This is a genomic window from Haemophilus sp. C1, from assembly GCF_001276515.1.
Classification (GTDB): Bacteria; Pseudomonadota; Gammaproteobacteria; order Enterobacterales; family Pasteurellaceae; genus Haemophilus.
Genome location: NZ_LDVZ01000011.1, coordinates 1 through 12,468 on the forward strand (window position 1 = coordinate 1; position 12,468 = coordinate 12,468).

Annotated in this window: 10 protein-coding genes and 1 pseudogene; 4 read left to right on the plus strand and 7 right to left on the minus strand. The window is 38.6% G+C overall.

What is annotated here, in order from left to right:
- Positions 1-232: 232 nt before the first annotated feature.
- The 5 genes from ABW51_RS05515 to ABW51_RS05535 all read right to left on the minus strand — a co-directional run bounded on the left by ABW51_RS05515 (position 233) and on the right by ABW51_RS05535 (position 6,685).
- Positions 233-1,387: an ABC transporter permease gene (locus tag ABW51_RS05515; RefSeq protein WP_053465898.1), complete on the minus strand. Its 1,155-nt coding sequence runs from the start codon at positions 1,385-1,387 to the stop codon at positions 233-235.
- Positions 1,374-2,714, minus strand: a complete 1,341-nt coding sequence (locus ABW51_RS05520; protein ID WP_053465899.1) for an ABC transporter permease — start codon at positions 2,712-2,714, stop codon at positions 1,374-1,376. Before ABW51_RS05520 ends, ABW51_RS05515 begins: the two co-directional genes overlap by 14 nt.
- 2 nt (positions 2,715-2,716) lie before the next feature.
- Positions 2,717-4,132: a Fe-S-containing protein gene (locus ABW51_RS05525; RefSeq protein ID WP_053465900.1), complete on the minus strand. Its 1,416-nt coding sequence runs from the start codon at positions 4,130-4,132 to the stop codon at positions 2,717-2,719.
- A 96-nt stretch (positions 4,133-4,228) separates the two neighbouring features.
- Positions 4,229-4,750: an iron transporter gene (locus ABW51_RS05530; RefSeq protein WP_005626197.1), complete on the minus strand. Its 522-nt coding sequence runs from the start codon at positions 4,748-4,750 to the stop codon at positions 4,229-4,231.
- A 33-nt stretch (positions 4,751-4,783) separates the two neighbouring features.
- Positions 4,784-6,685 carry an FTR1 family iron permease gene (locus ABW51_RS05535; protein ID WP_231625711.1) on the minus strand — a complete coding sequence of 634 codons (1,902 nt, stop codon included), beginning with the start codon at positions 6,683-6,685 and terminating at the stop codon, positions 4,784-4,786.
- Between the two features lie 181 nt (positions 6,686-6,866).
- Between ABW51_RS05535 and ABW51_RS05540 the strand changes: the two are divergent.
- The 4 genes and pseudogenes from ABW51_RS05540 to qseC all read left to right on the plus strand — a co-directional run bounded on the left by ABW51_RS05540 (position 6,867) and on the right by qseC (position 10,330).
- Positions 6,867-7,753, plus strand: a pseudogene (locus tag ABW51_RS05540) (Dyp-type peroxidase).
- Positions 7,754-7,884: 131 nt separating this feature from the next.
- Positions 7,885-8,250, plus strand: a complete 366-nt coding sequence (locus ABW51_RS05545) for a YgiW/YdeI family stress tolerance OB fold protein (protein ID WP_053465902.1) — start codon at positions 7,885-7,887, stop codon at positions 8,248-8,250.
- 62 nt (positions 8,251-8,312) lie between these two features.
- Positions 8,313-8,978, plus strand: coding sequence for a response regulator (locus tag ABW51_RS05550; RefSeq protein WP_053465903.1), 666 nt, complete (start codon positions 8,313-8,315; stop codon positions 8,976-8,978).
- Positions 8,975-10,330, plus strand: coding sequence for a quorum sensing histidine kinase QseC (gene qseC / locus ABW51_RS05555; protein ID WP_053465904.1), 1,356 nt, complete (start codon positions 8,975-8,977; stop codon positions 10,328-10,330). The genes ABW51_RS05550 and qseC overlap by 4 nt, the downstream gene beginning before the upstream one ends.
- 48 nt (positions 10,331-10,378) lie before the next feature.
- On the opposite strand, the gene ABW51_RS05560 is transcribed toward qseC, so the two are convergent.
- Positions 10,379-11,752 carry a sodium-dependent transporter gene (locus ABW51_RS05560; protein ID WP_053465905.1) on the minus strand — a complete coding sequence of 458 codons (1,374 nt, stop codon included), beginning with the start codon at positions 11,750-11,752 and terminating at the stop codon, positions 10,379-10,381.
- A gap of 58 nt (positions 11,753-11,810) precedes the next feature.
- The gene (gene nth, locus ABW51_RS05565; RefSeq protein ID WP_053465906.1) at positions 11,811-12,446 is read right to left on the minus strand and encodes an endonuclease III; all 636 of its coding nucleotides are present in this window, start codon (positions 12,444-12,446) and stop codon (positions 11,811-11,813) included.
- Positions 12,447-12,468: the final 22 nt, after the last annotated feature.

The window sequence follows — 12,468 nt, forward strand, 5'->3', positions numbered from 1 at the left end:
AATTTCTTCGTGAATTAAGACTGCCAAATCTCCCCTACCCCTCTTTGCTAAAGAGGGGAGTGGTTTTGTGGTTTAAATAAATTGTAACAGACTCATTTACTTTTATTATTCTCAAATAGCAAATAAAGCTCAGTACTCAAAATTCCCTCAATTCCTCCCTCTTTAGCAAAGAGGGGTAGGGGAGATTTGGCAGAAGTAAAAACGAAGAACATAATTTATAAGCGTTTCAGTTTTACTCACCTTTCAACACATTCGCAACATTAATACTCAATGCTCGACGTGTTGGAATAATAACAGCCACAAATGCCACTAATAACGAAAGTACAATCGTAATTGGCAATACAGGAAGTCGCATATCAATATAAGATTTGAATACGGTTATTCCCAATACTTGAGCTAATAAATAACCCAAGCCAAGTCCGATAATAATGGCACAAAACGCGATAATTAAAATTTCAGTGCTGATTTGGCGAATGATGTCTAATTTTCTTGCGCCTAGTGCTTTTTGTAAGGCAAATTCTCTAGATCGTTCGCCGACAATGGCAATTAAGGTGGTATTCACACATAAGGTTGCAAGCACTAAAATCACAAGGGAAATTAAGCCCATTAAGCCTTTAATTTTTTCTAAAATTTGCCCTTCTGAGGCGGAAACTTTACGGATCGGTCGAGCGGTTAAATCGGGATATTGTTGCATGATTTTTTCGGCAAATTGATCCACTATATTTGCGCCTTGCTCATTTTGCACATTGAGTAATGCGTTGTTTACTACGCCTTCTTTATCCAACCAATTTTGTGCAAATTCAACATTTACAATAAGCATATTGTCAGTTGCATCACCAGCTTCTACAATTCCTTTAATGTTGAAACTGTGTTTTTCTACGGCATTTTTAGACAGTTTTAGGCTGTCTCCCACTTTCACATGTAATCGTTCAGCAAGGGTTTTCCCAATCATTGCATTGCGATCGTCAAAGTTTACGTTGATTGCAGATCCTGTAATTTGCCAGTAAGGGGCGAGGATTCGCATCGCATCAAAATTTACGCCCATCAGAACAATTTTTTCTAAATCACTGCGTGCGACGCCATAAAGATAAGGACTGGCAGCAGTGATAAAACCATCAGGTGATTTTTGTAAAATTGCGTTTAATTCTGCTTGATTCATCATCCCGCCATCGGCTGAACCAATGTAGAAATTTGCTCCGAAAGTACGCAGTTCTTGGCTCATTTTGGTGTTGATGTCGAAGTAAACCGCAGCCATTGCAGTGACAATGCTTGCGCCCACTGTAAGTGCGGTGAAAATAATGAATACTCGTTGAAGGCGTAATCGCAATGCGCGGAAAATTAATCGCCAGAACATGCTTTGAGTATTTGCGCTTTTATGCTCTGCCATAAAGCACCTCGACAGGGTAAAGTTTAGCGATTTTATGTGCAGGGAACCAAGTGCCAATCACAGCAATAAGAATGGAGAGCACGAGAACACAAGGCACGACAATCCAAGCGAAATCAAGAGGCGCACCGAATAATGCGGCACCAATAAATTTGGCTAATCCCCATCCAGCTAAACAGCCAAATATTCCGCCTACTAATGCACTTAACACCGCTTCGCAGTAGAACAATAAGGTGATTTGCCATTGATAAGCGCCCAGTGCTTTCATTAAGCCAATTTCTTTTGAGCGTTCGATAATTCCTGCGCTCATTAAGGAAGCGATACCCATTGCCGCAGCGATTAATGCCGCGAAAGTAACTACCGCCAATAAGAGTTGGATTTTTCCAATGACTACACCTTCAGACGCGGCGACTTGCCAAATTGGGCGAACCATTGCACCAGAGATTGCTTCTTCTAATTGATGGGAAATTGATGAAACATAAGCGGTGCAATACCAACGGTCGTAGGCTTCCGCATCTAAGGCATCCGTATTGGCACGCGCTTTACGGGAAAGATCGTTTTCTGGCACGGTGAGGGCTGATACGCGGACGGATTGCACTTTGCCTTCTAAACTCAGCAAATTTTGTATCGCACTTAGGGGCATCACAAGCTGATTATCTTCTGTTCCACCGGTGCTTAAAATGCCTTTAATTTCTACCGCACTTTGTTGGCTTTCGCCGTTATCGTTTGTGTAGTTTAAGCTAAGTTTATCGCCAATTTTCAAACCATTACTTTTGGCTAGTTGTTCGCCAGCAAGTGCAGGGACGATGTCGCCAAAGTCATTGTTTAAATCATCAACCCATTCCCCTTCCACTTTCCAATAAGGACTAATGATTCGTTGCCCAGTGTGGTAATCTTCTTCATCGGGCACGGCAATATTATGATCAAAGAAGGTACCAAGCACATTAATCGTTTTCGGCGCTGAAAGTGCGGTGGAATTTGGTGAAGATTTTGTCACCTGTACGTTTGCTGAAAGCAACGGGGCAAAACCCACGATATTATTTCGCCAGAAAATATCTTTGATATTGGGAAGTTCTTTTTCATCTAAAAAATCTTGGCTAGATAAGGATGCACTATGGCTGAGTTCATCAGGCAATGCCGCATTGCTGGCTGGCTCCACTAAAATATTGGCACCGTAAGATTTCAGCTCTTTCGCCATTTTGTCACCAATATCAATGGAAACTGCAAGCAGCGCAGAGACTAAGCCAGCAGCTAAGAAAATAGTGATAATAGCGAGCAGTTTACGTTTAATACCAAATCGCCAAGATTGAAATAACATTCTAGCAAGCATTGTTATTCCCCTTTTGGATTTTCATTTTTGTTAATGCCGAGATAGTTATCGGGATTATCGCGGAATAAATCGAGATTTTTTTCGTTCTCAAAGAAATAAGTATGCCCTTCGTGGCTATATTTATATTCAGTTTTGGTGTTTTTGAGTTTGGCGCCACTAATCGGATCTTGTACTTCAATTTCCACAATCGTACTGAATAGATTCAAGCCATCTTCAAGGCTTTTACGAGAAATCACAATTTCATTTTCAGTTTGTTGCCAATTTTCAATCGGTACAGGGTTGCAACCGCCCGGTTTACCGATAGATGGAATAAAGAGATGCACGCCACAACCAACACAGACCACTTGATTGCCTTGCATGACATAGCCTTGATCGCCGCAGAGTAGGCAAGCATCGAATACTGCCGCCATACTGACTTTATTTGGTTGGCGATTGATAATGAAAAAGCGTACGGCTTTGCCATCATCAGCAATCCAAACAAAGCGGTGAAGTTTGCCATCTTTAAGTGGCTCGAGTGCTAAATGTACTTCATTTTTGTCATTAAGTTGTACTGGAACTGCTTCAGAAAGTTGTGGCGGTTGAGAGGCAACTTTTTCCCAATAAAGTTGGCTTGCAGCAACAAATAAAATACCTAATATACCCCAGTAAATGGTGCGTTTTGATGTTTGTACGAAAGCTAATTTTTTGCGTTTTTCAATCAGATCTTTTTCGGCTTTTGCTTCTTTTAAACGTTTTGAATGTGTTTGAATGGTAAAAATACACAACACAACGAGCATTAACACAACACAAATGATATTGAGCCAAGCGGTGATTTCCCCTGATTTTGCCACAAAACTTAACCGCACTTTGGTGAGTTCAATGAGTTGTAATTTCATTAAGGTAAGCAGTAGTTCTGCTACAAGTGGAAGAATTAACGCGATAAAAAGTAAAAAGCTGAGTGCAAAAAGTGCGGTGGATTTCCCTTGTGTTTTTTGTTGCTGTTTAAGTAAGAAATAGAGCCATGCACTTGAGGCTAAACTAAATATTACGCCAAAAATAACCGCACTTATATTTAAAATAAAATCAGTGTTGATGACATCTGTGTTGGTGAGTGCGGTGATATTTGGATCTTTCGCCCAAGTTGCTCCCGCGATAAGCATTAATGCAAATTGCCAGAATGCGGCAAGGTTTGATGATTTGCTCCATTGGCTCATTGCAAAAAGTAAAAAGATAATTAAAAAGCCGATGGTTAGAATAAGATTGCTGGTTTGTCCATTAGGAATATTTAGTCGTAGGACAACACCCAAAGCCAAGCCAATAAGGCTTAACCAAATAAGTATCTTAGGCGAAATATTGCCTTTTTTAATTGCCCAAGATGCACCGAGTAAAAGCGAAATTGGAAAAAGAGCTTGCAAAACAAAAATGAAAAAATAAGTCATAGAAAGCGAATTTTTAAATGGTAGGGTGGGCTTTAGCCCACCGTTTTTTCATGTCTGATTGTTAATTGGTGGGCAAAAGCCCACCCTACAGCACTATTATTTTAAACCAGTAAATTTAAATTCATAATTTACATCAAATGGTTTCCACCAACGACCTACACCAGTTTCTTCATCAGTGTGGCGGTGCATACCAGCTTTTGGTGGCGGATCGATATGATAAGTTAATTTATAGTTACCCACGCCCATCATTTTGATGTTTGCGCCATAGTGTGGGCCATCGCCAGCAACCATTGGCATGAAGGTACCTTCTTGTTTAGCACCTGTATCGGTATTGACTAAGGTATAGTTGATGGTTAAATAAGGCATCCATTCACCTTCACCAAAACCGTTTTTGTTACCTTTCACCGCGTGAATATCTGCTTCTAAGTGAATATCAGATTTTGCTGCAGGCAAGCCCATGCCGCGAGGTTCCATATCCACTGGTTTTAAGTAAACCGCTGCAATTTCCATGTCATTCATGGTAACCGCTTCACCGATTGGATATTCTTGGAATGCGTAAGCAGAAGTTGCTGCAAACATTCCTGCTAATAAACTTGCGCTAAGAAGTGCTTTTTTCATAGTTTCTCTCCTGAGATGAGTTTTGAGTTAATTTTAAACCGCTCTTTTGCTTTGATATTTCATAACAAACAAAGCAAAAATAGCAGCAAGAATTAAGATTGCTTGTGGCACAAGGGTTTCCACATAAGGATAAACACCTAACCACGAGATTTCTGGTACACCGTTAATTAATGTCGGTTCAAACAGTTTACCTTCAATAAGTTCAAGTACAGATTTGCCAGCGAACACAAATGCCATTAAATACATAAATGAACCAGTAAACATAAAGAATGGTTTTAATGGTAATTTAACCACGGTGTAACGCATTATAAAGTAGCAAATTGCGAGTAAAATCACCCCACAAATAAAGCCGGCAAAAAGATAGGCTAAACTGACCGCACTTTTCGCATCGCCAACTAGGGCATAATAGAATAATACGGTTTCTGCACCCTCACGATATACTGCGAGGAAACTGGTCAGCCATAAGCCGAATAGAGAGCCTGCTGTTAATGCCGTTGAAAGTTTACCTTCGAGATAGCGTTTCCAGTTTTGTGCTTCGACTTTAGAAAGCAACCAGTAACTCATGCTAAACAGCATGAAGACCGCAATAATCATTGTGAAACCTTCAAGCAATTCTCGGTTTTGCCCTGAGTTTTCAAAAATAAGTTGGAAGATGAATGCGGTAACGACGCTTGCCCCTAACGCCACATAAACGGATTGGCGAATAACTGGCAATTTATCGTGATGATTATTTTTCACCATATAAGCCACAATAGCGGCAACGATTAACAAGGCTTCTAAGCCTTCACGTAAAATAATAAGCAAGCTATATAAGAACATTGACCAATCACTTTGTTCGCCACCTTGCAATATTTGAACAGCTTTTGCTAAGTTTTGGCTTAAACCTGTAGCTTGTTCCTGTAATTTGTCGCCATTTCCCGCTTTCATCAGACTGACTAAACGAGTGAAATAACCTTCTAATTCTGCTTTAAAATTGCTATCGCGCGAGCCTACTTTGTTTTCCATGCCAGAACTTTCAAATACATCAAAGTAAGTGTCTTGTACCGCAAGCATGGCTTTTTTCGCATCGCCTTGTTCATAAAGGGCAATAGCTTGTTGAATACGTTGGTTGATTTCAGTCGTAATTTTTGCCCAATCTTGCTCTGCAACGTTATCTGAAGTTTGCGCTTGTGATTGTGTCGCTTGAGCGTTTTGTTCATCGCGAGTGGTAGGCAAATTAGGAAGCTGTTCTTCAATATCTTGCAAGAGTTGTGTGCTTTGGTAAGCAATTTCTGTCATTTGATCAGGCTGCTCACTCAAACGAATCAAATTATAGAATTGTTGATTGATCGCTGCTGAAATTTCAGAAGAGCGGTTAGTTCTAACCGACATTTCCATTTCAGAATTTTTGTAGCCGTCGTATTGAGCTTGTTGGAATGCTTTTTTAGCATTGGCAAAATCACCGTTTTCATAGGCGGTAATGGCTTGTGCAACGAGATCATCAATGGTTTTGAAACTTTGTTGCCAATAAGGCTTGATGGCTTGATTATCATAAACGCCGTGTTGACTATCAGCATTGAGTTGATGCCCTTCAACAAGAGAAGGTAAAACTTGCTGTAATTCATTTTTTAAACCGTTGATTTTGGCTTGAACCTCATTCATTGGTTTACCTTCGCCAATCATTTTGCGAATTTCACCAAATGTGGCTTCCATTTGATAGCTTTTTTGCGCAGAAAAATTAATGCGAATGGGGCCTTCTAAATTTTCAAACACTTCAAAATAGGCCATTTGAACTTCGGTTTTGGCATCATCAATTTTGTTTTCTTTAAGAAGTTGTTCAGTGTGATTCAAGCGTTGAGTGATGTCATCTACCCATTTTTGATAGTTATCGGCAAAGACGGCTTGAGAAAATAAAAATAGTAAAGATATGCTGATATAACGTAAAAGGCACGGCATAGAACTAATAACCTTATAAATGAAATCCATTCGTATTTGAAAGATATATCTAATGAGAAAAAATCTCAACAATAAATTTGAGTTTTTGCTACTTAGATCAAGTTTTATTTGAATATTTAAGATTTTTTAATGGCTGTTGTATAATGCAAGCGTTTTCCAATTGCCCTTTTAGGAGATTTTTATGACAGCACAAACGGGTATTTTGCTTGATGGTTGCAAAGCAGGCGTGTTTTTAGAAGCAAATATTTTAGATTATTCTCAGATCCCAGCGGCGGCTCGCCAATTCCTTACTCGCTTAGAACAGCTTCAACAAACTTATCCCGATGCACGTTTGGGGGTAGTAGTTGCTTTTGGTGATAAAGCTTGGAAAACCCTTGGTGGGCAGGACGCACCAGAACTTAAACCTTTTGTTACTTTAGGAAAAGGTGATTTAACTGCGCCAAGTACACAAACTGATCTTTTAGTGCATATTCAATCGTTACGCCCTGATGTTAATTTTTCTGTTGCACAAGCTGCAGTGAATTCTTTTGCTCAAGCTATTGACGTTCAGCAAGAAATTCATGGTTTCCGTTGGGTGGAGGAACGAGATCTCACGGGGTTTATTGACGGAACTGAAAATCCAAAGGATGCACAACGAGCAGAAGTTGCCTTAATTTCAAATGGCAATGATAAAGATGGGAGTTATGTGTTTACTCAACGTTATGAACATAATCTCGCTAAATGGGAAAAATTAAATACAGCAAAACAAGAAAATGTGTTCGGACGCACCAAAACGGATAGCGTAGAAATGGAAGATAAGGCGGATACTTCTCATGTTGGTCGTACAGATTTAAAAGAAAATGGCAGGGATTAAAAATCTTACGTCAAAGCTTACCTTATGGCACTGCGAGCGGTACGCACGGATTATTCTTTATTGCTTACTGTGCAACGCTTTATAACATTGAACAACAGTTACTTAATATGTTTGGTGAAAAAGACGGAAAAACTGACCGCATTTTAGGTTTTACGAAGGCTGTAACGGGCGCTTATTATTACGCACCATCTATTGAGCAGTTGAATAAACTTTAATTTATGAAAAACCTAAATTAAAAAAATTTAGGTTTTTTTATGTTTCTTAACTTTTTCTTAAGATTTATTTGTTTTAATACACACATCCAAGCAATGGTGCTTGAAATTAACTGACTTAAAAAGGAAACATTATGAAAAAATTTGCATTAGCAACAATCTTCGCATTGGCAACAACGTCAGCATTTGCTGGTTTTAATGGCAGCAATACGCAAGGCGGTTTTCAACAAGCAACCCCTTCAGCAATTAGTGTAAAACAAGCTTTATCTGCTGCAGATAATTCAATGATCACTTTAGTGGGTAATATCACACAACAAATTGATGACGATGAGTTTTGGTTTACTGATGAGACTGGGCAAATCAAGATTGAAATCAAAAAACGCGTTTGGAATGGTTTAAACGTAGATTCAAAGGATAAAGTGAAAATTTATGGAAAATTGGATAATGAGGTATTTGAGAAAGCGGAGCTTGATGTATTACGTATCGAAAAAGCAGAATAATCATTTTTAAAAATGGCGAGCATTAGCTCGCTGTTTTTGTTTATAAAGTGCGGTCAATTTTTATGAGAATTTTATTGATAGAAGACGATAATTTAATCGGTAATGGGCTACAAATCGGTTTAACTAAACTTGGTTTTATGGTGGATTGGTTTACAGATGGTAAAACAGGAATGGATGCCTTAGCGTCTGCGCCTTATGATACGGTGGTATTGGATTTGACATTGCCTAAACTTAATGGATTAGAGGTATTGCAACAATGGCGCTCCAAACATCAAGATGTTCCAGTATTGATTTTGACTGCCCGTGATACCTTAGATGAACGTGTCAAAGGATTGCAAAGTGGAGCAGATGATTATCTTTGTAAGCCTTTTGCTTTGGCTGAAGTTGCGGCGCGTTTGCAAGCACTTATTCGTCGTCGTTATGGTCATCATCATTCGGTGATTGAGCACGCAGGCGTTAAACTCGATCCAAATCAGCGTTTTGTTTGGCTAAATAATCAACCTATTTCTTTAACAAGCCGTGAATACAAATTACTTGAGTTATTTATGCTAAATAAAGATCGCGTACTGTCTCGCTCATCTATTGAAGAAAAATTATCAAGCTGGAATGAGGAAATTAGCAGCGGCGCATTGGATGTGCATATTTATAATTTACGCCAAAAATTGGGGAAACAATTTATTCGCACGGTGCATGGTGTTGGGTATGCTTTAGGACAAATTGAAAAATGAAAAATAGAAGTCTTACGTTGCGTCTTATCTCTGTGCTTTGTTTAACCGCACTTTTTGTTTGGCTTGGTTCTACGCTTGTCGCTTGGTGGCAAGTGCGCCACGATGTGAATAAAGTTTTTGATGCGCAACAAGTTCTCTTTGCTGAACGGCTCGCAAATTCAGATTTAAGTACTATTTTGTTGGAATCTAGCACAACGCTAAATAAAAATTCACAGTCGGCATTAAAAAAAAGTTATGACGATGATGCCTTAGCCTTTGCTATTTTTTCTAAAACTGGGAAACTTTTATTCAGTGATGGACGAAATGGAAAAGATTTTATTTTTAATAATAAAACGGGTTTTCATAATTCGCATACTTATGATGATGACGATAAGTGGAGAATTTTCTGGCATACGGCAGTGAATGGGGAATTGATTATCGCAGTAGGGCAAGAACTAGATTATCGTGAAGATTTAATTGAAGAAATGATCTTTGGGCAAATGTGGATTTGGTTTGCAAGTTTGCCTATTTTGATCATCGTTTTAGGATGGTTGATTCATAAAGAACTTCGACCGATTAAACGTTTAAGCCAAGAAGTACAAACGAGAAAATCTGGTGATGTGTCATTGTTAAATACTGAGGGGCTACCCGTTGAAATTTTACCCTTAGTAAAAAATTTAAATCAATTTTTTGACCGCACTTCGGCTATGTTACAACGCGAACGTCGTTTTACCTCTGATGCAGCCCATGAATTACGTAGCCCATTGGCGGCATTGCGTATTCAAACCGAAGTCGCTCAACTGGCTGGTGATGATGGGGAATTACGAGAACAAGCACTTTTGCATTTAACACAAGGGATTGATCGTGCATCGCAGTTAATTGAGCAACTTTTGACCCTTTCAAAACTGGATAATTTACAAGAATTGGAAGAATTACAGCCTATTGATTGGGAAGGTATCATTCAATCGCTGATCGCAGAGCGTTATTTTATGGCAGAAAAGCGTAAAATTACGTTGGCTTTTGAGAAAGAATCTGAACTAAAGCAAAAACAAGGGCAACCAATTTTAGTTTCATTGATGCTTAGAAATTTACTCGATAATGCCATTAAATATTGTTCTGAAGATACAACCGTTTCAGTGAAAATCGCATCTTCTCAGATTATTGTTGAAGATAATGGTGGTGGCGTTGAACCTGAAGATTTGAAAAAGCTTGGACAGCGTTTTTATCGTCCAGCTGGGCAAAATGAAAAGGGAAGTGGTTTAGGGCTTTCTATTGTTATGCGAATTGCAGAATTACATGGATTCAAAGTGCGGTTAGAAAACGTTATAAAAGAAGGGCAGCGAATTGGCTTAAAGGCACAAATATTTTTATAGATATTTCCTTTAAAAAAGAAAACCGAGCAAAAACTCGGTTTTTATTTTTTAGAATAGGTTGCTGATAAAAATGACTAAAATAATCACTGGCACAACGAATTTCACATAGTTAAACCAGATTTTAGTGAATGTTGAATCAGGTGTTGGAGACAGTTCTTTTTTTGCCTCATCTTTTAACACGAAACCAACGAAAATAGCACAACCAAGTGCGGTCAGCATAAAGAGAATATTTCCACTAACATAATCATAGAAATCAAAAATGCTTTTGCCGAAAATGGTGACATTTTTCCATACATTATCCCCTAAAATTGCTGGAATATTGCCTAATAGAAAGATCCCTCCAAGCGTAAAAATAATGGCTTTACCACGACGCATTCTGAGCTTTTCTTGCAATGCCGTGATGATTACTTCATAAATTGTGATGGAAGTCGTTAGTGCGGCAATTAATAATAAGCCAAAGAAGATAATCGCAAAGAATTTACCTGCCCATAAGTGAGAAAATACGATAGGTAAACTTTGGAATACTAATGTTGGCCCTGCGTTTGGTTCAATTCCAAAAGTGAAAAGTGATGGGAAGATCATAAAGCCAGCAAGTACGGCGATAATTGTGTTGGTGAAACCTGTAATAACTGCAGTATGGATTAAGTTTTCTTCTTTATTTAAGTAACTGGAAAGCGTAATTAACACGCCAAAACCAAGACTTAATGCGAAGAATACTTGACCTAAAACGAAGATAAATAATTGTGGCGTAATTTTGCTGAAATCAGGTTTTAAATAGAATGTAATTCCTTCCATTGCGCCCGGTAATGTTACGTTACGAATTACCATTCCAATGAGGAAGATAAATAGTAATGGCATTAAATATTTTACTGAACGTTCAATCCCACCAATGATACCCTTTGCCAAGATAATGTAATTCACGACAACAAATAAGAAGGTGTACAACATAATTTCATAAGGGCTATTACCGATATGAAGATCGTAGAAATTTTTGGCAATATCTTTTGTAATTGGGGTTGAAATGTCTAATGTACCGCTAATTAGGCTGATGATATAAGATATAACCCAACCACCAAGCACCATATAATACGCCATAATGCCAAATGCGCCGAGTAAGCCCATATAACCTAATATTTTCCAATATTTAGAAATGCCTTTTCCTTTGTCGAGAATTTTATCGCCGAATGCATCAATGGAATTTACACGTAAGCGGCGACCTATCACGTTTTCAACTAAAATCATTGGGATACCGATTACAATCATTGCGATGCAGAAAAGTAGAACGTAGGCACCGCCACCATTTTCCCCCACGAGATAAGGGAAACGCCAAGTTGCACCGAAACCGACCGTTGCGCCTGCGACCGTCATAACATAAGTGAGGCGGCTCGACCAAGTTTGTCGCTGTTTATTATTTGTTGTCATTTTTTATCCTATTTTTAATAAAAAGTGCGGTAAATAATTAGGCTGTTTTACCGCAAAATTAAAATTCAACTTTTTCTTTATATTCACAAAGATCTTCAATAATGCAAGATCCGCAGCGAGGTTTGCGTGCAATGCAAGTGTAGCGTCCGTGTAAAATCAGCCAATGATGAACATCTATTTTAAATTCATTAGGCACGACTTTAAGCAGTTTTTCTTCCACTTTTACCACATCTTTACCTGCTGCAAAATTAGTGCGATTGCAAACACGGAAAATATGGGTATCCACGGCAATGGTTGGGTGACCAAATGCTGTATTTAGTACAACATTGGCTGTTTTTCGCCCAACACCTGCTAATGCTTCTAAGGCTTCACGATTTTCGGGGATTTCGCCGTTGTGTTTTTCGATTAAATCACGGCAGGTTTTGATAATATTTTCTGCTTTGCTATTAAAAAGCCCGATAGTTTTAATATAGCTTTTTAAACCGTCTAATCCTAAATCTAAAATCGCTTGAGGCGTGTTTGCCACGGGGAATAGTTTCTCTGTTGCTTTATTCACGCCTTTATCGGTTGCTTGCGCCGATAGAATGACCGCAATTAATAATTCGAAGGGCGAATTATACTGTAATTCTGTGGTCGGGTGGGGATTTTGATCTCGTAATCTTGTGAGTATTTCGATTCTTTTTGTTTTATTCATATTTTGTAGAAATTAGCCTATT